Below are 22,901 nucleotides of genomic sequence, written 5' to 3'. Positions count from 1 at the left end.
ACCGCAGGCGTTCACGCCTCGCCCGCCCGCAGCCGGGCCACCTGAGCCGCGCTGAACTCCGTCGTACGCCTCATGTGGTCGACGAGCAGCCCGAGTTGAGAGTCGTCCAGATCGTCGAAGAGCTCCACCCAGCCGCCGCCCAGCCGGTCCCACATCCGCCCGAACTCGGCGACCTTCTCCGGCACGGTCACCACCAGCACCTTCCGCCGGTCGGCCGCGTCCCGCTCCCGCACGACGTACCCCGCGCGCTCCAGCCGGTCCACCAGCCGAGTCGCCGAGCCGGTCGTCAGCCCCGTCAGCTCGGCGATCCGGCCGGTCGTGACCGGCCCGCCCTCGAGGGTGAGCAGGTTCAGGCACTGCAGGTCGGTGGGGTGCAGCCCGAGGTGATCGGCGACGGCCTGGTTGAAGAGGGCGTACGACGCCATGTAACGGCGGGAGACGGTGGACAGCTCCGCCATCAGCCGCTCGCGCGCCTTGCCCGCCGTCGCCTCGCCGACCATCCCGTCCGCCTCTCCTCTGCGCCGCGCAGAGATCGTACGTCGCATGCGGACGTGAGGCGGAGTCGGCTCAGGACGGCTCGTCGGGCAGCAGCCCCAGCTGCCCCAGGAACTCCATCTCGTCGAAGTAGAGCCGGTAGTCCACGATCCGGCCGTCCTTCACGGTGGCGATGTCCACCCCGCGGATCCTGAGCTCCTTCTGGGTAGCCGGGAGGGTCTCCCCGGTGGGCAACTGCAGCGGCCCGGTGTTCCTCCCGCCGAAGAATCCCTCGTCGATGGCCGTGTCGCCGACCTCGTACGAGTGCAGCGTCTCGAACGTGGCCTCGGGGACCGCCTCCGTCATCTGCCGCCAGTACTCGACGATGTGGTCGCGCCCGTGGATCTCCCCCTCGTCGGGGGTGAAGGCGACCGCGTCCTCGGCATACAGCTCCCCGACGACCTTGATGTCCTGCTGCGCGGTCAACGCGTCCGTGAGCCGGTCCATCACTTCACGTGCCTGTCCCATGATCCACCTCCAGCGAAGTCAGAGGATCACCACATCAATTCTCCCACCGCGCCCCCGCCCGAGCAGACCGGAGAACGAGATGCCGGACCGCCCGGTCGCCGGGCCTGCCTATCCTGGCCGAACAGGTTTCCGACCCCGCCCGAGGAGCACCCATGGCCACCGCCGCCCCGTCCGCCGCCTCCCGCATCGCCGTCGTCACGGGTGCGAGCAGCGGAATCGGCGCCGCCACGGCCCGACAGCTGGCCGCGGCCGGCTACCGCGTCGTCCTCACCGCCCGCCGCAAGGACCGTATCGAGGCCCTGGCGAAGGAGATCCTCGCGGCGGGCCACCAGGCGACCGCGTACCCGCTGGACGTCACGGACCGCGCGGCGGTGGACGAGTTCGCCTCCGCGTTCCAGACGATCGGCGTGCTGGTCAACAACGCGGGCGGAGCCCTCGGCGCCGACCCGGTGGCCACCGGCGACCCGGCCGACTGGCGCACGATGTACGAGACCAACGTCATCGGCACCCTCAACCTCACCCAGGCCCTGCTCCCCAAGCTGGACGCGAGCGGCGACGGCACGATCGTCGTCGTCTCCTCCACGGCCGGCCACGGCACGTACGAGGGCGGCGCCGGCTACGTCGCCGCCAAGCACGGCGCCCACGTCCTCGCCGAGACCCTGCGCCTGGAGATCGTCGGCCGCCCGGTCCGCGTCATCGAGATCGCCCCCGGCATGGTCAGGACGGACGAGTTCGCCCTCACCCGCTTCGGCGGCGACCAGGAGAGGGCGGAGAAGGTCTACGAGGGCGTCGCCGAACCGCTCACGGCGGACGACGTGGCGGACACGATCACCTGGGCGGTCACCCGCCCCAGCCACGTGAACGTCGACCTCCTCGTCCTCCGCCCCCGCGCCCAGGCATCCAACACGAAGGTCCACCGGGACCTGTGATGACGGACGCCGACCGGGAACAGCAGCGCCTGCGGGAGGAGAAGAACGAACGCCACATGCGGATGTAGCTGACGCACTTCCTCTTCGGCATCCACATCGTGGCCTTCGTCATGATCTACGCGGTGACACACGCCCCGAAGTGACGCTGCCGCACGTCCTGCGCGTCAACCCTTCACGCAGACGACCTGCTTCAGCTTCGCCACGACCTCCACCAGGTCCCGCTGCTGGTCGATGACCTGCTCGATCGGCTTGTAGGCGCCCGGGATCTCGTCCACGACGCCGGAGTCCTTACGGCACTCGACGCCCCGTGTCTGCTCCTCCAGGTCCTTCGTCGAGAACCGGCGCTTCGCCGCGGTGCGGCTCATCCGCCGACCCGCGCCGTGCGAGGCCGAGTTGAAGGACTTCGCGTTGCCGAGGCCCTTCACGATGTACGAACCGGTGCCCATGGAACCGGGGATGATCCCGTACTCGCCGGAACCGGCCCGGATCGCACCCTTGCGGGTCACGAGCAGGTCCATCCCGTCGTAGCGCTCCTCGGCCACGTAGTTGTGGTGCGCGCTGATCTCCGGCTCGAAGGTCGGCTTCGCCTTCTTGAACTCCTTGCGGACCACGTCCTTCAGAAGCGCCATCATGATCGTGCGGTTGTACTTCGCGTACTCCTGCGCCCAGAACAGGTCGTTACGGTACGCCGCCATCTGCGGAGTGTCCGCGACGAAGACCGCGAGGTCACGGTCGACCAGGCCCTGGTTGTGCGGGAGCTTCTGGGCGACGCCGATGTGGAACTCGGCCAGTTCCTTGCCGATGTTCCGGGAACCGGAGTGGAGCATCAGCCAGACAGAATCGGTCGTATCCGTGCAGATTTCGACAAAGTGGTTGCCTCCGCCGAGCGTTCCCATCTGCTTGGTGGCCCGCTCCTCACGGAACTTCACCGCATCCGCCACCCCCTCGAACCGCCCCCAGAAGTCGTCCCACCCCGCGGTGGCCAACCCGTGGAACCGGCCGGGCTCCACGGCGGTGTCGTGCATCCCACGCCCCACCGGGATCGCCTGCTCGACCTTCGACCGCAGCCGGGACAGATCCCCGGGCAGGTCATTGGCCGTCAGCGAGGTCTTCACCGCCGACATTCCGCACCCGATGTCCACCCCCACCGCGGCGGGACACACGGCCCCCCGCATCGCGATGACGGAACCGACCGTCGCTCCCTTCCCGTAGTGGACGTCCGGCATGACCGCCAGGCCCTTGATCCACGGCAGGGTCGCCACGTTGCGCAGTTGCTGGAGTGCGCCCTCCTCGACCGTCGACGGGTCGGTCCACATGCGTATCGGGACCTTCGCGCCCGGCATTTCCACGTACGACATTTCTTCCTCATTCCCCCGGAAAACAACAGAAGCCCTGAACAGCAAAACCGGCGCCAAGGTCAACGAAAGGGACAACGGACCGGCGTCCACGGCCATGCGTGCGATAGACATTGTCTCCAGGGGGCGCCCCCGTGCGGCAAGCGATTAACCAGCGGGGACACTGAGTTCCCCAGTGCGCGCACCCGCCCACAGACACCGTCGAGAGGAGCCTGACCGTGCAGCGGAAGGCGTACGTAACCGGCGTCGCCGCACTCCTCGCGGCCCTGCTGGCCGGCTGCACCGGAAGCTCGGACGACGGTGGCACGACGGACGACGCGAACCCCGGCAGCGCCGGCACCGCGTCCCCCGCCGCCGAGCCGGGCCGGTACCGCACCCTCCCCGAACCCTGCGGTGCGGCGGGCCGGAGCACCCTCGACTCGCTCCTGCCGGGCATCCGGCAGATCACCGACGAGGATCAGCGGGACAAGGCGTACGCGGGCGAGCCGACCCTCACCTTCGACACCGACCGCAAGGTGGGCTGCCGTTGGAAGGTGGAGCAGCGGGACGCCACCGACCATCTGCTCGTCGACCTGGAGCGCGTGGTGTCGTACGACAACACCGTGAGCGACGACAGCGAGGCGCAGGAGCTGTTCGCGAAGATGGTGGTCGCGGCCGACCTGCCGGAGCCGGCCAGTTCCAGTGCCACGTCGGACGAGGGCAGCGGGGACCCGAGCGGCGCGAGCACCGGCAGCCCCACGGCCACCCCGACCGGCTCCGCCTCAGCGCCCTCGTCACCTTCTTCGCCTTCCTCGCCTTCTTCGCCTTCTTCGCGTTCCTCCGGCTCCCCTGCTTCCCCTGCCTCCTCGGCGCCCTCGTCCCCCACCTCCTCGTCCTCCGTCCCGCCGACCGATGTCCAGCCCCGTCTCCTCGACGATCTCGGCGACGAGGCGTTCTTGGACGACGCGTTGAGCAGTTCCGGTTCGACGGCCCAGCAGCGCACGGTGACTGTGGCGTTCCGCACGTCGAACGTCATCGTGACGATCGCGTACGAGGAGCAGTCGGCGACTCTCGGGGTGGCTCCCGACAGCAAGGAAATGCAGGACAACGCCCAGAAACTGGCCGCGCAACTGGCCGACGCCCTGGCCGACTGACGCCCCTTCACAGACCTCTCACCCGCACGCACAAAGCAACCGAACGAAGGCCACACAGGTTCCTCACCGCGTACGGTGGCTCCTCGGACCCGATCAGACGGCAGGAACCACGAGCGTCATGAGTGAAGGAACCATGCAGCGACCAGCACAGCGAGACCGGCGGGACGAGCGAGACCAGCGCGAGCGGCGGGCGACGAGCCGCAACCGCGTCCTTGTCTGCGCGGCAGTGGTCCCCGCGATGCTGATCGCCGCCGGCTGCTCCTCGGACTCCGGCTCCGACGACGCCGCCGGCAAGACCGGCAGTTCGGGCGGCCCGGAGGCGACGGCGTCCGCGAGCTCGTCACCGACGGTGCAGGCGGCGGCGTACAGCGCGCTCCCGAAGCCCTGTGCGGTGGTGTCGAAGAAGACCCTGGACGACCTCGTGCCGAAGGGGACGAAGTCCGGCAAGGAGGGCTCCTCCGGTGACACGGCGACCCGGGCCGGCTGTTCCTGGAACAGCCTCGACAACAACGGCGTCAAGGGCTCCCAGTTCCGCTGGCTGAACATCTCGATGCTGCGCTTCGAGTCGGACACCTCGCGCGGCACCGGCGACAAGCAGGCGCAGGCGTACTACGCGAAGCAGATCCAGGACGCCCAGTCGGTGGACGGCGCGAAGAAGGCCAAGTCCGAGCCGCTCGCCGGGACGGGCGACCAGGCGACGACGGTGACGTACGACCTGAAGAAGAAGGAAGGCTCCTTCAAACAGCAGACGGTCGTCACGCGCGTCGAGAACGTCGTCATCACCGTCGACTACAACGGCGCGGGCCTCGCCGGTGAGAAGACGCCGAGCGCCGCCACCCTGACGAAGCTCGCCGAGAAGGCGGCCAAGGAGACGGTGGCCGCGGTGGCGGAGGCGAACGGCGCGGGCAAGACGAACGACGGTGGCGAGGGCACGGGGAGCAGCTCGCCGTCGGCGTCGAAGAGCGCGTCCCCGTCTCAGGCCGCGTCGAAGTCCTCGTCGTCGCCCTCGGAGGCCGCGTCGAAGTCGCCCTCGAAGAGCGCCTCCCCGTCCAATTCAGCGGCGAAGAAGAGCTGACTGTCACACCTGGACGCCAACGCGCAGCTCACGGCGTCCGTCTGACGGAGCCCGGCCTCCTACGGGGACCGGGCTCCTGACGTACCGAAGACGCGTCCGACGCACACATGTGCCACTCTGTTGCGCGCAACAACACGCAATGGGAGGGGACTACGGGTGGCCGCGCCAGTCCAGCTGACTCGGATGCACCGCATTCTCATCGGTGTGGTCGTGTCCGGCGCCGTGATCATCGCCGGCATCGGCTTCGCCGGTTCGTACGCGGCTGTCCGCGAGTTGGCCATCCAGAAGGGCTTCGGGAACTTCTCCTATGTGTTCCCGATCGGCATCGACGCGGGCATCTGCGTCCTGCTGGCCCTCGATCTGCTTCTGACCTGGATCCGTATCCCCTTCCCGCTGCTGCGCCAGACCGCCTGGCTGCTGACGGCGGCGACGATCGCATTCAACGGCGCGGCGGCCTGGCCGGATCCGCTGGGTGTGGGGATGCACGCGGTGATCCCGATCCTGTTCGTGGTCTCCGTGGAGGCGGCCCGGCACGCGATCGGCCGCATAGCCGACATCACCGCCGACAAGCACATGGAAGGCGTCCGCCTCACTCGCTGGCTGCTCTCCCCGGGCCCCACGTTCCTGTTGTGGCGCCGGATGAAGCTGTGGGAGCTGCGTTCGTACGAGCAGGTCATCAAGCTGGAGCAGGAGCGTCTGGTCTACCGGGCCCGCCTCCGCTCCCGTTTCGGCCGGGCGTGGCGCAGGAAGGCGCCGGTGGAGAGCCTGATGCCGCTGCGGCTGGCGCGCTACGGCGTGCCGCTGGCGGAGACGGCTCCGGCGGGCCTGGCGGCGGCGGGAATCGAACCGGCCCTCCTCCCGCCCGCACCCCGGCAGCCCGAGGTCCCCGCGGTGACCGGGGCAGCCGGAGCTGCCGGAGCTGCCGGAGCTGCCGGAGCTGCCGGAGCTGCCGGGGGCCAACGTGCCGCCGGGGCGGCTCCCGATGCGCAGCGAGCGGCCACGCCTTCCGGCGAGCAGCGGTTGGAGCTCGGCGGTACTCCCCAGGCGAACCGGCCCGGCGACCAGCCCGTGTCCGCGTCCACGCCCGAGCCCGAGTACACACAAGAGGCCCAGCCGCAGCCCGGCCCGCAGCCCGGCCCCCAGTCCGACCAGAGCCCCTGGTTCCAGTCCCCGCACGAAGTCCGCTACCAGGGCGGCTACGACCCGACCTACGACCCTTCGGAGCAGTACGCCCGGTGGTACGAGGAGCAGCAGCGGGCGGACGAGTACCGCGAGCAGTTCGAGGAGGAGCCTGAGACCCAGGAGCCCTCCCCGGAGGAGACCGGCACCTTCCCGATCCCGGTGGGCCCGAATCGCACCCGTGAGCTCGGTGAGGGCGGCGGCACTCCGGTCGCCGAGCCGGACGAGGAGTCGTTCTACCAGGTCTTCAAACAGTCGATCAACGGCGGTTATCCGTCCCCGCGCCAGTTCGGCGACAACGTCGAGGCGACGTTCGGCACGCCCGTCCCGGACGCCGAGGCCAAGCGCATGGTGCTGCGCTTCCAGAACCGCCACACCGTGGAGCTGGAGGACGACCACATCGCCTGAGTGACACCGCCTGTAGTCGTTGCGGCACCGCGTACGGACGACGATGGGGGCGCCCGGCGAACACCGGGCGCCCCCATCGTCGTAACGAAGCGGCCTACGTCGTCACGAGGCGGCCTACTGCCCTAGCAGGACCCGCACCCGCTCCTGACCCACCGCCAGCAGCAGCGTGGGCAGTCGCGGCCCCGTGTCCCGGCCGACCAGCAGGTGGTACAGCAGCGCGAAGAACGACCGCTGGGCGGTCTTGATCTCCGGCGGCAGTTCCTTGGGGGTGGCGTCGGCCGGGAACCCGGCCTGCACCTTGGGCACGCCGTAGACGAGGTGGCTGAGCCCGTCGAGGGACCAGTGTTCGGCCAGCCCGTCGAGCAGGAGCCGCAGCGACTGCTGGGACGGCTCGTCGAGGGACTTCAGCAGGTCGTGGTCGGGCTCGTCGCGCACGATGGTCCGCTGGTCCGCGGGCACCTGCGTGTTGGTCCACGTCTCGGCCTTGTCGAGGCGGGGCCGGACCTCGTCGAGGGAGGTGAGCGGGTTGGCGGGGTCGAGTTCGCTGAGGATGCGCAGGGCCTGGTCCGCGTGGCCGGCGGTGATGTCGGCGACTGACGCGAGGGTCCGGTACGGCATCGGCCGGGGGGTGTGCGGCAGCGCGCCGGTGGCGGTCCGCACGGCACGCGAGTGCGCGGCGATGTCCGCCGGGAGGGCCGAGCCTCCCCCAGAGCCGAGAGCCTGGGAGGTGCCCCCAGCGACCTTGGCGTCCAGCTTGTCCCACTCGTCGTAGAGACGCTGGATCTCCTGGTCGAAGGCGATCTTGAAGGACTGGTTGGGCCGGCGGCGGGCGTACAGCCAGCGCAGGATCTGCGGTTCCATGATCTTCAGCGCGTCGGCGGGGGTGGGCACGCCGCCGCGGGAGGACGACATCTTGGCCATCCCGGAGATGCCCACGAAGGCGTACATCGGCCCGATCGGCTGCTTGCCGCCGAAGATCCCGACGATCTGCCCGCCGACCTGGAAGGAGGACCCCGGGGAGGAGTGGTCGACGCCGGACGGCTCGAAGACGACGCCCTCGTAGGCCCATCGCATCGGCCAGTCGACCTTCCAGACCAGCTTGCCGCGGTTGAACTCGTTCAGCCGGACCGTCTCGGAGAAGCCGCAGGCGGCGCAGGTGTACGTCAGCTCGGTGGTGTCGTCGTCGTAGGAGGTGACCGTGGTGAGGTCCTTCTCGCAGTTCCCGCAGTACGGCTTGTACGGGAAGTACCCGGCGGCGCCCGAGCTGCCGTCGTCCTCTCCGGCCGCGCCGGAGCCCTCGGCGGCCTCGAGTTCGGCCTCGTCGACCGGCTTCTGCTGCTGCTTCTTGGCGGGGGCCTTCTTGGTGCGGTACTGGTCGAGGATCGCGTCGATGTCGCCGCGGTGCTTGATCGCGTGCAGGATCTGCTCGCGGTAGACCCCGGAGGTGTACTGCGCGGTCTGGCTGATCCCGTCGAACTCGACGCCCAGTTCGGCGAGCGACTCGACCATCGCGGCCTTGAAGTGCTCGGCCCAGTTCGGGTGGGCGGAGCCTTGGGGGGCCGGGACGGAGGTGAGCGGCTTGCCGATGTGCTCGGCCCAGGACTCGTCGACGCCGGTGACTCCGGCGGGCACCTTGCGGTACCGGTCGTAGTCGTCCCACGAGATCAGGTGGCGCACCTGGTAGCCGCGCCGCCGGATCTCGTCGGCGACGAGATGCGGGGTCATGACCTCGCGCAGGTTCCCCAGGTGGATGGGCCCGGACGGGGACAGCCCGGAGGCGACGACGACCACCGGAGCGGCAGCGGGTGATGCCGCTTTGCCCGAGGCCCGACGCTCCGACTCCTCGATGACCTCATCCGCGAAACGGGAGACCCAGTCGGTGGTCTCGGTGCTCTGAGCCACGATCGGCACGTCCTCTTTTTCTGAAGGTTTCACACGGGCAGCCGGAACGTTCGCACGGCCGACGCTCCATTCTCCCAGACCACCTCGCGCCCAGGAAAACCGCTTTACGCCCCGTGGGATACTGGGCGGGCCCACCTATTCCCACGAGGAGAACGGCACCCACTCCTATGGCCCCGGTCACGTCCCTCAGCGATTCCGTCCAGCAGCACCTCGCGACGGCTCTCTCGGCTGCCCTGCCGGAGGCCGGTTCCGCCGACCCGCTGCTGCGCCGAAGCGACCGGGCTGATTTCCAGGCCAACGGGATCCTGGCTCTCGCCAAGAAGGCGAAGGCGAACCCGCGGGAGCTCGCGACCGAGGTCGTCTCCGAGGTGGTCACCGGTGACCTGATCAAGGACATCGAGGTCTCCGGGCCCGGTTTCCTGAACATCACGCTCTCGGACAGGGCGATCACGGAGATCCTGGCCGCGCGGTACGCGGACGGCGAGCGCCTCGGTGTGCCGCTGAAGGAGAACGCGGGCACCACAGTCATCGACTACGCCCAGCCGAACGTGGCGAAGGAGATGCACGTCGGTCACCTGCGGTCGGCGGTCATCGGCGACGCCCTGCGCGGCATGCTCGACTTCACCGGCGAGAAGACGATCGGCCGGCACCACATCGGCGACTGGGGCACCCAGTTCGGCATGCTCATCCAGTACCTGATCGAGAACCCCGGCGAGCTGGCCCCGGCGGCCGACGTCGACGGCGATCAGGCGATGAGCAATCTGAACCGGGTGTACAAGGCGTCGCGCGTGGTCTTCGACTCCGACGAGGAGTTCAAGGAGCGGGCGCGCAAGAGGGTCGTCGACCTTCAGTCGGGTGACAAGGAGACGCTGGACCTGTGGCAGCGGTTCGTGGACGAGTCGAAGGTCTACTTCTACTCCGTCTTCGAGAAGCTCGACATGGAGATCCGCGACGAGGAGATCGTCGGGGAGTCCGCGTACAACGACATGATGGCGCAGACGGCGCGGCTGCTGGAGGAGTCCGGTGTCGCGGTGCGCTCCGAGGGCGCGCTCGTCGTCTTCTTCGACGAGATCCGCGGCAAGGACGACCAGCCGGTGCCGCTGATCGTGCAGAAGGCGGACGGCGGCTTCGGCTACGCGGCCTCCGACCTCTCCGCGATCCGCAACCGTGTCTTCGACCTGCACGCGTCGACGCTGCTCTACGTGGTGGACGTGCGCCAGTCCCTGCACTTCAAGATGGTCTTCGAGACGGCTCGGCGGGCCGGCTGGCTGAGCGACGACGTCGCCGCGCACAACATGGGCTACGGCACGGTGCTCGGCGCGGACGGCAAGCCGTTCAAGACGCGTGAGGGCGAGACCGTACGGCTCGAGGACCTGCTGGACGAGGCGGTGCAGCGGGCCGCCGAGGTCGTACGGGAGAAGGCGCAGGACCTCACGGAGGACGAGATCCAGGAGCGGGCCGCTCAGGTCGGCATCGGTGCCGTGAAGTACGCGGACCTGTCGACGTCGGCGAACCGGGACTACAAGTTCGACCTCGACCAGATGGTGTCGCTGAACGGCGACACGAGCGTGTACCTGCAGTACGCGTACGCCCGGATCCAGTCGATCCTGCGCAAGGCGGGCGAGACGAAGCCGGCCGCCCGCCCCGAGCTCGAACTCGCTCCGGCTGAGCGGGCGTTGGGTCTGCATCTGGACGCGTTCGGGGACACGGTCTTCGAGGCGGCCGCGGAGTACGCACCGCACAAACTGGCCGCGTACCTGTTCCAGCTGGCGTCGCTGTACACGTCGTTCTACGACAAGTGCCCGGTCCTCAAGGCCGACACCCCGGCTCACGTCGAGAACCGTCTGTTCCTGTGCGACCTCACGGCCCGCACCCTGCACCAGGGCATGGCGCTGCTGGGCATCAGGACCCCGGAGCGGCTCTGAGCCACACAGTGGTAGCGACACGCGCGGCCCGTCCTCTCCCGCGAAGGGAGGGCGGGCCGCAGCGTGTTGGTGCCGCGCGCCAGGTGCGCTGCCCGGCCCCAGGATCTCCTCGACGCCGTTGTCAGTGGCTGCCCCTAAAGTCACCGACATGGCGACTCTTCCCAACCCCTTGCCGAAGCTGGCGGACGACCCGCGCGGCGCGTCCCTCGGGCTCGAGCTCCCCGCCGGGAGACTGGTCGACACGACCGACGAGGGCCCGTGGCACGAGCCGTTGCTGTGGTGCGCGGACGAGCGGGCCGTGCCCGGCGGTTGGGCCGCGCTGGAGCCGGCGCGACGGATGACCGGTCTGCTGCCCCTCGTCATCGATGTCGGCGGCGGCCACGGCGGCCCGGAGGAGTGGGAGTTGGCGCCGGGAGACACCTCGTACCCGGGGGATCACGACCCCGAGGAGGTACTGGTCGACCTGTGGAACGAGTGCGCGGCGGAGGCGGACGAGTGGCCCGGTCAGGAGGCCGACCACTCCGCGCCCACCTCCGTACCCGCTTCCGAGGCCGATCCGGACACCGTGGCGGCGGACGTCGCGGACTCCCTCCTCGCGGGCGAGGGCGCCCTCAAGGATCCCCGGCTCGCCCTGGTCCCGGCCCGCCGCAGCGCCGACATCCCGGCCGTGATCGGCTGGATGGGCCCCGCCAACCACGAGGGCGACGTCGGCCGCCTGTGCGCGGTGCTCCGCTCCTGGGAGGACCGCTTCGGCATACGGGTCGTGGCGCTCGGCTTCGACCACCTGCTGGTCTCCGTCGCCGGCCCGCCCTCGAACGTCGCCGACGCGGAGGCACTCGCCGCCGAGCACTTCGCGTTCTGCCCGGACAACTTCTGGCAGGACGGCGACCCGACCCCGCGCGAGTACGCCGAGCGCCGGATCCTCAATCAGCCGAGTTGGCACTTCTGGTGGGACTGACCCGCCGTGCTCCGACCGGGGACTGTCCCCAGCCCCTCTCCCAGCCTCCGCAACCCCTCCCCGATCTCCTGAGGCGTCTGCGTCACGAAGCACAGACGCAGGGTGGAGCGGTCGGGCTCACCGGCGTAGAAGGGGGCGCCCGGCACATAGGCCACGTCGTGCCGCACCACGCGCGGCAGCAGGGCCGTGGTGTCGTACGACGCCGGCAGCCGGGCCCAGAGGAACATGCCGCCCTCGGGGCGGGTCCAGTGGGAGCCCTCCGGCAGCGCCTCCCCCAGCCCCGCGAGCATCGCGTCCCGGCGCTCCCGGTAGACCCCGGCGACCCGTTCGACGTGGGCGTCCAGGTCTCGGTCGGCCAGGTACCGTGCCGCGGCGAGCTGGTTGACGGTGGGGGTGTGCAGATCGGCGGCCTGCTTGGCGACCGCGCAGGCCCGCCGCAGCGCACCCGGCGCCCGCAGCCAGCCCAGCCGCAGTCCCGGCGCCATCACCTTGGAGAAGGAACCGAGCAGGACGACCCGGTCGCGGGCCTCCTCGTGCGAGGCGATCCACGGCACCCGCTCACCCTCGAAGCGCAGCTCGCCGTACGGATCGTCCTCCACGACCCACAGCCCCCGCCGCGCGGCGACGGACGCGACGGCGGCCCGGCGCTCGGCCGACAGCGTCCGCCCGGTCGGGTTCTGGAAGGTGGGCACGGTGTAGAGCAGCTTGGGCCGCTCCCGCACGACCAGCTCCTCCAGTGCCGCCGGATCGAGCCCCTCCGCGTCCCCCGGCACCGCCACGATCCGCGCGCCCGCGAAGCCGAAGGCCTGGAGCGCCGCCAGATAGCAGGGGCTTTCGACGAGGACGGTGTCCCCGGGTTCCAGGAGGACGGTGGCGAGGAGGGACAGCGCCTGCTGCGACCCGGTCGTGACCAGCACGTCGTCGGCGTCGGCGGGCAGCCCGCGCGCCGACGTACGGGCGGCGAGCGCGGTCCGCAGTGCCGGCTCGCCCTCCGTGGTGGAGTACTGCAGGGCCCGCGCGGGCGCCTCGGCGAGCACGTCGCGGAACGCGGCCGCGATGCCCTCCTGGTCGAACAGCTCCGGCGCCGGCAGCCCACCCGCGAAGTTGATCACCTCGGGGCGGGCGGTGACGGCAAGGATGTCCCGTACCGGCGAACCACCGATCGTCCGGGCCCGGGCGGCGAGGGACGGCACGGGGGCGGAGGTGGGCGCGGGATCGGTGACCGTCATGACACGGCTCCTTCGGCTGCGGGACGACTCGTGCCCGCGAGCCTAAAGACCTACATGCCCCCTACAAGCAGCTTTCCACGATACGGACGCCCCCGGCCCTCAGGCCTTCTTCGCGACCGCCGCGTACACGTTGATGTCCGCGTCCGTGACGTCGTTGATGTCGGCGTAGCGGACCCTTTCGATCGCGTCGAGTGAGGCCAGGTAGGCGGCCTCCGCCTGCTCGGGCACGGGGGCCGCGTTGTCCGGCCGCCAGTGGTGGGCGGGGACGACACCCGGCTCGGCGAGTTCCAGGGAGTTGGCGGTGAAGAACCGCTCGACCTCCGCCGCGGACCGCAGTACGAAGGTGAACCCGCGCTCGGTGTACGTCCGCTGGACGGCGCGGATGTTCTCGGGATTGAGGTCCTCCGTCAGATGGCTGAGGACGAGCCGGCTGCCGGAGGGCAGGGCGTCGAGGAGCCCCCGCACGATCGGGTACGCCTCCTCGTCCTCGACGAAGTGCAGGATCGCGACCAGGCACAGCGCGACGGGCTGGTCGAAGTCCAGCGTCTTCGCGGCCTGTTCGAGGATCTGCGCCGGGTTCTTGAAGTCGGCGTCGATGTAGTCGGTGAGTCCGTCGGGCCCGCTGGTCAGCAGCGCACGCGCGTGCGCGAGCACGACGGGGTCGTTGTCGACGTACACGACCCGCGAGTCCGGGGTGATGCGCTGGGCGATCTGGTGGACGTTCTCCGCGGTGGGCAGCCCGGTGCCGATGTCGAGGAACTGCCGGATGCCGTCCCGCTGGGCCAGTTCCGTGACGGCCCGGCGCAGGAAGTCCCGGTTGTGCCGTACGTCGAGGTAGCCGCGCGGATTGGCGGCGAGCGCGGCGGCGGCCGCGTTCCGGTCGACGGGGTAGTTGTCCTTGCCGCCGAGGAAGACGTCGTAGACACGAGCCGGGTGCGCCTTGGTGGTGTCGATCCTCCTTCTCAGCTCGGCGGGGTCGTGGCTGAGGGCGTCACCGGACATCGGCGTCTCCAGTCCTTCAAAAGACAAGCATTGGTCAACAACCTAACTCTCAGTGCCACTTGATGGTGCCCACTCGGCTTCCCGCGTCCCGCACCGTCCCTCCGGGACATGACGTCCGCGCAGGTCAGCGAAGGCCCCACCGTTCCGGCGTCCCGAATCCCCCGACAGGCCTGGCACCTGACCCCGATCACCCACAGGCTGTGGATCAGCCCCCCTCCCCTGACGCCACCGAAGGAGAGAGCCGACCCATGCCCGCACACACCACCCGCCTCCGCCTGCTCGCCGCATCGGCAACCGTGCTCGCCGCACTCATGCTCACAGGCTGCAAGGACGGAACCGGCGTACGGGACGAGGGCCCCTCAACCACGTCCTCCTCGACCCACTCCACACACTGACCCCGGGCCGCGGAGCCGAGTCAAGCCAGCTTCTGAGCGACCTCGGTGGCCCAGTACGTCAGGATGTTCCGCGCACCCGCACGCTTGATGCCGGTGAGAGACTCCAGGATGGCCCGGTCCCTGTCGATCCAGCCCTTCTCGGCGGCGGCCTCGATCATCGAGTACTCGCCGGAGATCTGGTAGGCGGCGACCGGCACGTCCACGGCGTCCGCGACGCGCGCCAGGATGTCCAGGTAAGGCCCGGCGGGCTTGACCATCACCATGTCGGCCCCCTCCTCCAGATCCAGGGCCAGCTCCCGCATGGACTCCCGCGCATTCGCCGGGTCCTGCTGATACGTCTTCCGGTCGCCCTTCAACGACGAGGCGACGGCCTCCCGGAAGGGCCCGTAGAACGCGGACGCGTACTTGGCCGTGTAGGCCAGGATCGCCACGTCCTCCCGCCCGATCTGATCCAGGGCGTCACGGATGACCCCGATCTGCCCGTCCATCATCCCGCTGGGCCCCACCACATGGGCCCCGGCATCGGCCTGCACCCGGGCCATCTCGGCGTACCGCTCCAGAGTCGCGTCGTTGTCGACACGCCCCTCAGCGTCCAGAACCCCACAGTGCCCGTGATCGATCGTCTCATCGAGACACAGATCGGACATCACCAAGAGATCGTCCCCGACCTCGGCCCGCACATCACGAAGAGCGACCTGGAGGATCCCGTCGGGGTCGGTCCCCGGCGTACCGACCGCGTCCTTCTTCGACTCCTCCGGCACACCGAACAGCATGATCCCGGAGATCCCGGCGGCCACGGCCTCGGCGGCGGCCTTCTTCAGACTGTCCCGGGTGTGCTGCACGACACCGGGCATCGCACCGATCGGCACCGGCTCCGCCGCACCCTCGACCACGAAGGCCGGGAGGATGAAGTCGGCCGGATGCAGCCGGGTCTCAGCGACCATGCGCCGCATGACGGGGGTGGTCCGCAGCCGCCGCGGCCGCGTGCCGGGGAAGGATCCGTAAGTCGTCATGCCACCACGCTACGCCCGGCCCAGCACCCCCTTTGCCGACGAGCCGTCGGCGCAGCACAGACTGCAAACCACCCCCACGACGGCGATGGACGCACCCGCCCAGCCGGACGCCGCCGACAGATGTGGACCGGGCGGGGCCGGTGTCACAGCGGTGGCCGCGCCCGCGTACGGCGGGAAGGGGACGGGACGGGGGTGTCCGCCCGCAGCGGTTGTCGCGTCAACACCGCCCCCTCACCAAGAAACCGATTCCGCGACGTTCCGAGGACGGACACCCCCGTCCCGGCCCCAACCCACCCCCGAACCGCAGGCGCTACAGCCACCCCCACCGAACCCGCACAGCGCCGCAGGCATCCCCCGCCACGCCCCCGAACCCGCAGACAGCCGCAGGCACCGAGAGCACCACCCACCCGCCCCACATGCGCCACACACCCCACAGGTCCAAGCTTGAAGTACCCCCAGCCTTCTCCCCGAGCCCCCAACAGCTCAAGGACTCAAGGCCTCAAGGACTCACGGACTCCCCCGCGCAGCCCACAGCGCCCCCGGAGGACGCGATGACCACCATCCACCACACCCCCGGCCTCTTCGCCCTGTCCGACATCCACGGCCCGGTCCTACGCCCCGGCGACGACGCCTACGCCGACGAGGTCACCGGTTTCAACCTGGCCGCCCTCCACACCCCCGACCTGGTCGTCGGAGCCACCGGCACCGCCGACATCGTGACCGCGATGCGCTGGGCGTCCGCCACCAGCACCCCCGTCGCCGTCCAGGCCACCGGCCACGGCGCGAACTTCCCCATCGACAGCGGCCTGCTGATCACCACCACCCGCATGACGGACGTGGACATCGACCCCACCGCCCGCACCGCGACAGCGGCCGCAGGCGCGAAATGGCGGCACGTCCTGGACGCGGCGGCCCCCCACGGCCTCGCCGCCCTCACCGGCACCTCGTCGGACGCCGGCGTCGTCGGCTACACCCTCGGCGGCGGCCTCCCGGTCCTCGGCAGGGCCTACGGCTACGCGGCCGACCTGGTCCGCTCCTTCCAGGTCGTCACCCCGAACGGCACCCTCCGCGAAGCGGACCACACCAACGAACCCGAACTGTTCTGGGCCCTACGCGGCGGAAAGGGCAACGTAGGAGTAGTCACGCGACTGACCTTCGACCTGCTCCCCCTCCCCCGCATCCTCGGCGGCGGCCTCTACTGCCGCGGCGAGCACGCCGAGCCCCTCCTCAGAGCCTGGGCGGACTGGACACGGACCGTGCCCCCGGAGATGTGCAGCGCGTTCAGCCTCCTGCGCCTCCCCCCGATCCCCCAGATCCCCGAACCGCTGCGCGGCGGCTTCTGGGCCCGCGTGGCGATCGCCTGGACCGGCGACACAGCGGAAGGCGAACGCCTCGTCGCCCCCCTCCGCGAGGCGGCCCCCGTGGTCGTCGACACGGTGGAGGGGATGGACTACGCGGCGGTGGACCGTATCTACATGGAGCCCCAGGACCCGCTCCCCGCCCGCGAATCCTGCACGCTGCTGCGCGACCTGACCCCGGACGCCATCCGCACGTTCCTCGACGAGGCAGGGTCGACCGCGCAGGACTACCCGATCCTGCTGACGGAGATCCGCCACATGGGCGGAGCCCTGTCCCGCCCGGCGGCCGTCGAGGACGCGATCTGCGCCCGCGACGCCGCCTACTTCCTGGAAACCGTGGCGATCGTGGCATCCCCGCCGGCCGCAGAGGCCATAGAACGGGCCACGACAGCCCTCAACACCGCGATGGCCCCGTACGGCACGGGCCGCACGATGGTCAACATCCATGGTGCCCCGGGCGACGAACAGGACCGCGCCCGGGCATGGACCCCGGAGGTCTACGCCCACCTCCGACAGGCCAAGCACACCTACGACCCGGCGAACCTGCTCCGCTACGGCCACACGGTGCCCCCGGCCTGACGACCAGCCCTCGACACTCAGCGCGACGGCGTCAGCCCTCCACACTCAGCGCGACGACGTCAGGTAGTCGTACGCCTACGCCGAGCCCCCGGCCGCCGCTCACTCGGCCGAGTCACCGGATCCCCGGCCTCGACCGCCGCGGCGCGCCGCCGCAGCCCGAAGTCGGCGAGAGCCTCGGCCAGCCGGTGCACGGACGGCTCGGGAGCCATCACGTCCACCCGAAGGCCATGTTCCTCGGCGGTCTTGGCGGTGGCCGGCCCGATACACGCGATGACCGTCACGTTGTGCGGCTTACCGGCGATACCCACCAGGTTCCGCACGGTGCTCGACGACGTGAACAGAACGGCGTCGAACCCACCGCCCTTGATCGCCTCCCGCGTCTCGGCAGGCGGCGGCGAGGCCCGCACGGTCCGGTAGGCCGTGACGTCATCGACCTCCCAGCCGAGCTCGATGAGACCCGCCACCAGCGTCTCGGTGGCGATGTCGGCACGCGGCAGGAACACCCGGTCGATCGGGTCGAACACCGGGTCGTACGGAGGCCAGTCCTCCAGCAACCCAGCAGCAGACTGCTCCCCACTCGGCACCAGATCCGGCTTCACACCGAACGCGATCAGCGCCTTCGCGGTCTGCTCCCCCACCGCTGCGACCTTGATCCCCGCGAAGGCACGCGCGTCGAGCCCGTACTCCTCGAACTTCTCCCGCACGGCCTTGACGGCGTTGACCGACGTGAACGCGATCCACTCGTAGCGTCCGGTCACCAGCCCCTTCACCGCCCGCTCCATCTGCTGGGGCGTCCGCGGCGGCTCGACGGCGATCGTCGGCACCTCGTGCGGCACGGCTCCGTAGGACCGCAGCTGGTCGGAGAGGGACGCCGACTGCTCCTTCGTCCGCGGCACGAGCACCTTCCAGCCGAACAGCGGCTTGGACTCGAACCACGAGAGCTGCTCACGCTGAGCCGCGGCGGACCGCTCACCGACCACGGCTATCACCGGCCGACCGCCCTCCGGGGAGGGCAGCACCTTGGCCTGCTTCAGCGTCTGGGCGATGGTCCCCAGGGTCGCCGTCCAGGTCCGCTGACGCGTGGTCGTACCGGCGACCGTGACCGTCAACGGGGTGTCGGGCTTGCGTCCGGCGGACACCAGTTCGCCGGCGGCCGCCGCGACGGAGTCGAGAGTCGTCGACACGACAACCGTCCCGTCCGACGCCCCCACCTCCGTCCAGCACCGGTCCGAAGCCGTCCGCGCGTCCACGAAGCGGACGTCGGCGCCCTCGGCGTCCCGCAGGGGCACACCGGCGTAGGCGGGGACGCCCACGGCCGCCGCGACACCCGGCACGACCTCGAAAGGCACCCCGGCGGCGGCGCAGGCCAGCATCTCCTCGGCGGCGTACGTGTCGAGCCCGGGGTCCCCGGTCACCGCACGCACGACCCGCCTGCCGCCCCGCGCGGCCTCCATGACAAGATGTGCGGCATCCCGCACGGCGGGAGTGCCAGCGGTTGTTGACGCGCCGTCAACAACCGTCAGTTGAGGCGCGCCTGTGCCCGGATGCGGACCCGCGAAGGGGTCCGAGTCCGTGTTCACGACGGCGACACCGGACCTGGCATGCGTACGTACGACGTCGAGCACTTCATGCTCGGCGACGAGGACGTCCGCGTTTGCCAGCGCCTCGACGGCGCGCAGAGTCAGTAGTCCCGGATCTCCGGGTCCGGCACCGAGGAAGGTGACGTGCCCGTGTTCAGGACCGGCGGGAAGAGTGGTGGGGCTCACTGTGCTTGCTCCCCCATCAGACCGGCCGCGCCCTGGGCAAACATCTCGGCAGCGAGTTCGCGACCGAGCGCCATTGCCTGGTCGTACGTCTCGGGCACGGGACCGGTGGTGGACAGCTGCACCATCCGCGTGCCGTCGGTCGTGCCGACGACGCCGCGCAGGCGCATTTCCTTGACAATCTGCCCGTCGGCCAGCAGGTCGGCCAACGCCCCCACAGGGGCGCTGCAACCGGCCTCCAGGGCGGCGAGCAGTGACCGTTCGGCGGTCACGGCGACCCGTGTGAACGGGTCGTCGAGCTCACCGAGCGCGGCGATCAGGCCCGCGTTTTCCGCGGCACACTCGATCGCGAGTGCTCCCTGGCCGGGAGCGGGCAAAACCGTGTCGACCGACAGGAAGTCGGTCACTTCGTCGATCCGGCCGATCCGGCTCAGTCCGGCGGCGGCCAGGACGACGGCGTCCAGCTCACCGTCCTGGACGTATCCGATGCGGGTGTCGACGTTGCCGCGGATCGGGACCGTCTCGATGTCCAGTCCGTGGCCGCGCGCGTACGCGTTCAGCTGGGCCATCCGCCGCGGCGAACCCGTACCGATCCGGGCCCCGCGCGGCAGGTCGGTGAGCTTCAGCGCGTCCCGGGCGACGATGACGTCCCGCGGGTCCTCGCGCACCGGGACGGCGACCAGCGAGAGCTGGTCGGGCTGCCCGGTCGGGAGGTCCTTCAGCGAATGAACCGCCACGTCGATCTCGCCCTTGAGCAGTGCCTCGCGCAGCGCGGTCACGAAGACACCGGTGCCGCCGATCTGCGCGAGCTGCTCGCGGGAGGTGTCACCGTACGTGGTGATCTCGACGAGTTCGACGGGCCGTCCGGTCACCCGGCTCACGGCTTCGGCCACCTGCCCGGACTGGGCCATGGCGAGCCTGCTTCGCCTGGTCCCGAGCCTCAATGCCTTGCTACTCATGCCGGCCCTCGGTTCTTGCCGTTGTTCTCGGTGCTGTCCTCGGCGCGGGAGACGGAGGCCACCGTCTCGGGGTCGAGATCGAAAAGGGTGCGCAGGGCGTCCGCGTACCCGGCGCCGCCGGGCTCGGCCGCGAGCTGCTTGACCCGTACGGTCGGCGCGTGCAGCAGCTTGTCGACCACGCGCTTCACGGTCTGCGTGATCTCTCCGCGCTGCTTGTCGTCGAGTCCGGGCAACCGGCCGTCGAGCCGGGCTATCTCACCGGCGACCACGTCGGCGGCCATGGTGCGCAGGGCGACCACGGTCGGCGTGATGTGCGCGGCCCGCAGCGCCGCCCCGAAGGCCGTGACCTCGTCGGCGACGATACGGCGGACCTGGTCGACGTCGGCCGCCATCGGCGCGTCGGCGGAGGCCTCGGCCAGCGACTCGATGTCGACCAGCCGTACCCCGGTCAGCCGGTGCACCGCCGCGTCGATGTCGCGCGGCATGGCGAGGTCGAGCAGGAAGAGCGTGGGCTCGGGGCGCGGGATCTCGGCGACCGGTTCGGGCTTGCGCCGCTCGGGCACCCGCCCGATGACGGCCGCGGCGGCGGCGAGCGCGGCGATGGTCTCCGTCTCCTCGGCCGGGTCGAGCGTGGCGACGAGGCCGACGGGGGTGGAGTTCTGTTGACGCGAGGTGCCGTTGTCCACCCAGGCGGCGTGCTGTTCCAGGTCGGCGGCGGCCATCCCGGCCACGGCTGCCTCGCCGAGCACGGAGAACCCGGCGGTCGCCTGCACGGCGGGCAGGTCGAGCGGACAGCCCTCCTCGGCGCCGAGGCTGGTGGGCGGCAGCGCGGCCGAAGCGGTCGTACGGCCGGAGTCGGAGACCGGGTGCCCCGCGCCCGGCAGGTTCGCCCCGCCAGAACCGGCGCCGCCCTCGGGGCCACGCCCCCGCACCGCGGCAGTGATCGCCTCGGCCGAGAGCACCAGCCCCGTCGCTCCGGTGCAGGAGACGGCGACATCGGCACGTGTCAGCTCGACCGGCACCGATTCCATCGGGACCGCGCGGGCCGACACGTCCGTGTCGTCGCCCTCGGCCAGTATCTGCGCGAGACGCTGGGCGCGGTCCGGGGTGCGGTTGGCGACGACGACCTCGGCGACCCCGGCCCGCGCGAGCGTGGCCGCGGCCAGCGAGGACATCGAGCCGGCGCCGATGACCAGGGCCCGCTTGCCGCGGGCCCAGGTGTCGATCGCCGTCCCGGACGCCAGCTGCTCCAGGCCGAAGGTGACCAGGGACTGTCCGGCGCGGTCGATGCCGGTCTCGGAGTGGGCGCGCTTGCCGACCCGCAGGGCCTGCTGGAACAGGTCGTTCAGGAGTCGCCCGGTGGTGTGCAGGTCCTGTGCCTTCGCCAGGGAGGCCTTTATCTGACCGAGGATCTGCCCCTCGCCGACGACCATCGAGTCGAGCCCGCAGGCCACCGAGAAGAGGTGGTGGACGGCCCGGTCCTCGTAGTGCACATAGAGATAGGGAGTGAGCTCCTCCAGGCCGACCCCGCTGTGCTGGGCGAGCAGCGTGGACAGCTCGGCGACACCGGCGTGGAACTTGTCCACGTCGGCGTACAGCTCGATGCGGTTGCAGGTGGCGAGCACCGCGGCCTCGGCGGCCGGTTCGGCGGCGACCGTGTCCTGGAGCAGCTTGATCTGGGCGTCCGCGGTCAACGCGGCCCGTTCCAGCACGCTGACCGGGGCGCTGCGGTGGCTCAGCCCGACGACGAGGAGACTCATGCCGGCATCACGGCGGGGACGTCCCCGTCTGGTCCCTTGTCGGCGGAGCGCTTGCGCGCGGCGGCGGTCGGGATCGCGCCGTCGGCTGCGGCGGCGGCCTCCTCGCCGGCCTTGCGCTGCTCGTGGAAGGCGAGGATCTGCAGCTCGATGGAGAGGTCGACCTTGCGCACGTCGACGCCGTCCGGCACGGACAGCACGGTCGGCGCGAAGTTCAGGATGGAGGTGACGCCGGCGGCCACGAGTCGTTCGCAGACCTGCTGGGCGGCACCGGCGGGCGTGGCGATGACACCGATCGACACGCCGTTGTCCGAGATGATCTTCTCGAGCTCGTCCGTGTGCTGGACGGGGATCCCGGCCACCGGCTTTCCGGCCATCGCGGGGTCGGCGTCGATGAGCGCGGCGACCCGGAAGCCACGGGAGGCGAACCCGCCGTAGTTGGCCAGGGCGGCGCCGAGGTTGCCGATACCGACGATCACAACCGGCCAGTCCTGGGTCAGCCCCAGTTCACGCGAGATCTGGTAGACGAGATACTCGACGTCGTAGCCGACACCACGCGTGCCGTACGAACCCAGGTACGAGAAATCCTTGCGCAGCTTCGCGGAGTTGACTCCAGCGGCGGCCGCGAGCTCCTCGGAGGAGACCGTGGGCACCGAGCGCTCCGAGAGCCCGGTCAGCGCGCGGAGATACAGCGGAAGCCGGGCGACGGTGGCCTCGGGAATCCCTCGGCTACGGGTCGCCGGTCGGTGAGTTCGGCCAGTTGCCACGGTGCTCCTGCGGGTAGAGCGGGGCTGCAGGCGGTCACACGTCCCCAGACCGCCCCGTCGACAGCAGGCTATGTCTTTGTGAACGCGTGCACAAAGATGGTGTCCGATTTGCCCGGCCAACGTGACCGGGGTCACGCGCCCCCGGCGCAGGTGTGTGGAACCGGCGTACACGCGCCACCGTTCCTTCTCTCCTGGGGGCAAAACCGCACACTC

General features: G+C 70.5%; 19 protein-coding genes. 8 read left to right on the top strand and 11 right to left on the bottom strand.

What is annotated here, in order from left to right; translation table 11 throughout:
- Nucleotides 1-11 precede the first annotated feature (11 nt).
- The gene (locus OHA64_RS27925; RefSeq protein WP_405617532.1) at nt 12-500 is read right to left on the bottom strand and encodes a MarR family winged helix-turn-helix transcriptional regulator; all 489 of its coding nucleotides are present in this window, start codon (nt 498-500) and stop codon (nt 12-14) included.
- A gap of 67 nt (nt 501-567) precedes the next feature.
- Nucleotides 568-1,002: an ester cyclase gene (locus OHA64_RS27920; RefSeq protein WP_405617530.1), complete on the bottom strand. Its 435-nt coding sequence runs from the start codon at nt 1,000-1,002 to the stop codon at nt 568-570.
- 152 nt (nt 1,003-1,154) lie between these two features.
- On the opposite strand from OHA64_RS27920, the gene OHA64_RS27915 reads away from it, so the two are divergent.
- On the top strand, nt 1,155-1,931 hold the full coding sequence (locus OHA64_RS27915; protein ID WP_405617528.1) for an SDR family NAD(P)-dependent oxidoreductase: 777 nt from the start codon (nt 1,155-1,157) through the stop codon (nt 1,929-1,931).
- Between the two features lie 164 nt (nt 1,932-2,095).
- On the opposite strand, the gene OHA64_RS27910 is transcribed toward OHA64_RS27915, so the two are convergent.
- Nucleotides 2,096-3,289 (bottom strand): RtcB family protein, encoded by a 1,194-nt coding sequence (locus tag OHA64_RS27910; RefSeq protein ID WP_405617526.1) that lies wholly within the window; start codon nt 3,287-3,289, stop codon nt 2,096-2,098.
- A 215-nt stretch (nt 3,290-3,504) separates the two neighbouring features.
- On the opposite strand from OHA64_RS27910, the gene OHA64_RS27905 reads away from it, so the two are divergent.
- The 3 genes from OHA64_RS27905 to OHA64_RS27895 all read left to right on the top strand — a co-directional run bounded on the left by OHA64_RS27905 (nt 3,505) and on the right by OHA64_RS27895 (nt 7,081).
- Nucleotides 3,505-4,419, top strand: coding sequence for a DUF3558 domain-containing protein (locus tag OHA64_RS27905; RefSeq protein ID WP_405617524.1), 915 nt, complete (start codon nt 3,505-3,507; stop codon nt 4,417-4,419).
- A 133-nt stretch (nt 4,420-4,552) separates the two neighbouring features.
- Nucleotides 4,553-5,494, top strand: coding sequence for a DUF3558 family protein (locus OHA64_RS27900; protein ID WP_405617522.1), 942 nt, complete (start codon nt 4,553-4,555; stop codon nt 5,492-5,494).
- Between the two features lie 183 nt (nt 5,495-5,677).
- Nucleotides 5,678-7,081, top strand: coding sequence for a DUF2637 domain-containing protein (locus tag OHA64_RS27895; protein WP_405617520.1), 1,404 nt, complete (start codon nt 5,678-5,680; stop codon nt 7,079-7,081).
- Between the two features lie 114 nt (nt 7,082-7,195).
- Here the strand turns inward: OHA64_RS27895 and lysS are convergent, their stop codons facing one another.
- The gene (gene lysS / locus OHA64_RS27890) at nt 7,196-8,992 is read right to left on the bottom strand and encodes a lysine--tRNA ligase (RefSeq protein WP_405617518.1); all 1,797 of its coding nucleotides are present in this window, start codon (nt 8,990-8,992) and stop codon (nt 7,196-7,198) included.
- 158 nt (nt 8,993-9,150) lie between these two features.
- Between lysS and argS the strand changes: the two genes are divergently transcribed.
- Nucleotides 9,151-10,908, top strand: coding sequence for an arginine--tRNA ligase (argS, locus tag OHA64_RS27885; RefSeq protein WP_405617515.1), 1,758 nt, complete (start codon nt 9,151-9,153; stop codon nt 10,906-10,908).
- Between the two features lie 148 nt (nt 10,909-11,056).
- Nucleotides 11,057-11,866: a DUF4253 domain-containing protein gene (locus tag OHA64_RS27880; RefSeq protein ID WP_405617513.1), complete on the top strand. Its 810-nt coding sequence runs from the start codon at nt 11,057-11,059 to the stop codon at nt 11,864-11,866.
- Here OHA64_RS27880 and OHA64_RS27875 read toward each other — a convergent pair.
- The gene (locus OHA64_RS27875) at nt 11,836-13,095 is read right to left on the bottom strand and encodes a PLP-dependent aminotransferase family protein (RefSeq protein ID WP_405617511.1); all 1,260 of its coding nucleotides are present in this window, start codon (nt 13,093-13,095) and stop codon (nt 11,836-11,838) included. The genes OHA64_RS27880 and OHA64_RS27875 overlap by 31 nt on opposite strands.
- Nucleotides 13,096-13,194: 99 nt before the next feature.
- Nucleotides 13,195-14,097, bottom strand: a complete 903-nt coding sequence (locus OHA64_RS27870) for an SAM-dependent methyltransferase (RefSeq protein ID WP_405617509.1) — start codon at nt 14,095-14,097, stop codon at nt 13,195-13,197.
- Between the two features lie 248 nt (nt 14,098-14,345).
- On the opposite strand from OHA64_RS27870, the gene OHA64_RS27865 reads away from it, so the two are divergent.
- Nucleotides 14,346-14,492 carry a hypothetical protein gene (locus tag OHA64_RS27865; RefSeq protein ID WP_405617507.1) on the top strand — a complete coding sequence of 49 codons (147 nt, stop codon included), beginning with the start codon at nt 14,346-14,348 and terminating at the stop codon, nt 14,490-14,492.
- 20 nt (nt 14,493-14,512) lie between these two features.
- Here OHA64_RS27865 and hemB read toward each other — a convergent pair whose 3' ends face one another.
- Entirely contained in the window at nt 14,513-15,505 is a 993-nt protein-coding gene (gene hemB, locus OHA64_RS27860) for a porphobilinogen synthase (RefSeq protein WP_405617505.1), read from the bottom strand.
- 551 nt (nt 15,506-16,056) lie between these two features.
- Here hemB and OHA64_RS27855 point away from each other — a divergent pair.
- Nucleotides 16,057-17,442, top strand: a complete 1,386-nt coding sequence (locus tag OHA64_RS27855; RefSeq protein ID WP_405617503.1) for an FAD-binding oxidoreductase — start codon at nt 16,057-16,059, stop codon at nt 17,440-17,442.
- Nucleotides 17,443-17,501: 59 nt separating this feature from the next.
- Here the strand turns inward: OHA64_RS27855 and OHA64_RS27850 are convergent, their stop codons facing one another.
- Genes OHA64_RS27850 through OHA64_RS27835 form a run of 4 tightly spaced genes read right to left on the bottom strand, consistent with a single transcriptional unit; the run spans nt 17,502 to nt 22,688 of the window.
- Complete coding sequence (locus OHA64_RS27850) at nt 17,502-19,208, bottom strand: uroporphyrinogen-III synthase (protein WP_405617501.1); 1,707 nt, start codon at nt 19,206-19,208, stop codon at nt 17,502-17,504.
- Complete coding sequence (gene hemC / locus OHA64_RS27845) at nt 19,205-20,164, bottom strand: hydroxymethylbilane synthase (RefSeq protein ID WP_405617499.1); 960 nt, start codon at nt 20,162-20,164, stop codon at nt 19,205-19,207. The genes OHA64_RS27850 and hemC overlap by 4 nt, the downstream gene beginning before the upstream one ends.
- Nucleotides 20,161-21,924 (bottom strand): glutamyl-tRNA reductase, encoded by a 1,764-nt coding sequence (locus tag OHA64_RS27840; RefSeq protein ID WP_405617497.1) that lies wholly within the window; start codon nt 21,922-21,924, stop codon nt 20,161-20,163. Before OHA64_RS27840 ends, hemC begins: the two co-directional genes overlap by 4 nt.
- The gene (locus tag OHA64_RS27835) at nt 21,921-22,688 is read right to left on the bottom strand and encodes a redox-sensing transcriptional repressor Rex (protein WP_405617495.1); all 768 of its coding nucleotides are present in this window, start codon (nt 22,686-22,688) and stop codon (nt 21,921-21,923) included. Before OHA64_RS27835 ends, OHA64_RS27840 begins: the two co-directional genes overlap by 4 nt.
- Between the last annotated feature and the right edge of the window lie 213 nt (nt 22,689-22,901).

This window comes from Streptomyces sp. NBC_00076, from assembly GCF_045041235.1.
GTDB lineage: Bacteria > Actinomycetota > Actinomycetes > Streptomycetales > Streptomycetaceae > Streptomyces.
This window is presented reverse-complemented; position numbering and strand designations above follow the sequence as displayed.

Coding starts and splice junctions, on each gene's coding strand:
- OHA64_RS27920 (WP_405617530.1), bottom strand. CDS start 1,002: ATGGGACAGGCACGTGAAGTGATGGACCGGCTCACGGACGCGTTGACC.
- hemC (WP_405617499.1), bottom strand. CDS start 20,164: ATGAGTAGCAAGGCATTGAGGCTCGGGACCAGGCGAAGCAGGCTCGCC.
- OHA64_RS27910 (WP_405617526.1), bottom strand. CDS start 3,289: ATGTCGTACGTGGAAATGCCGGGCGCGAAGGTCCCGATACGCATGTGG.
- OHA64_RS27895 (WP_405617520.1), top strand. CDS start 5,678: ATGCACCGCATTCTCATCGGTGTGGTCGTGTCCGGCGCCGTGATCATC.
- OHA64_RS27880 (WP_405617513.1), top strand. CDS start 11,057: ATGGCGACTCTTCCCAACCCCTTGCCGAAGCTGGCGGACGACCCGCGC.
- OHA64_RS27840 (WP_405617497.1), bottom strand. CDS start 21,924: ATGAGTCTCCTCGTCGTCGGGCTGAGCCACCGCAGCGCCCCGGTCAGC.
- OHA64_RS27870 (WP_405617509.1), bottom strand. CDS start 14,097: ATGTCCGGTGACGCCCTCAGCCACGACCCCGCCGAGCTGAGAAGGAGG.
- hemB (WP_405617505.1), bottom strand. CDS start 15,505: ATGACGACTTACGGATCCTTCCCCGGCACGCGGCCGCGGCGGCTGCGG.
- argS (WP_405617515.1), top strand. CDS start 9,151: ATGGCCCCGGTCACGTCCCTCAGCGATTCCGTCCAGCAGCACCTCGCG.
- OHA64_RS27875 (WP_405617511.1), bottom strand. CDS start 13,095: ATGACGGTCACCGATCCCGCGCCCACCTCCGCCCCCGTGCCGTCCCTC.
- OHA64_RS27915 (WP_405617528.1), top strand. CDS start 1,155: ATGGCCACCGCCGCCCCGTCCGCCGCCTCCCGCATCGCCGTCGTCACG.
- OHA64_RS27855 (WP_405617503.1), top strand. CDS start 16,057: ATGACCACCATCCACCACACCCCCGGCCTCTTCGCCCTGTCCGACATC.
- OHA64_RS27865 (WP_405617507.1), top strand. CDS start 14,346: ATGCCCGCACACACCACCCGCCTCCGCCTGCTCGCCGCATCGGCAACC.
- OHA64_RS27900 (WP_405617522.1), top strand. CDS start 4,553: ATGCAGCGACCAGCACAGCGAGACCGGCGGGACGAGCGAGACCAGCGC.
- OHA64_RS27925 (WP_405617532.1), bottom strand. CDS start 500: ATGGTCGGCGAGGCGACGGCGGGCAAGGCGCGCGAGCGGCTGATGGCG.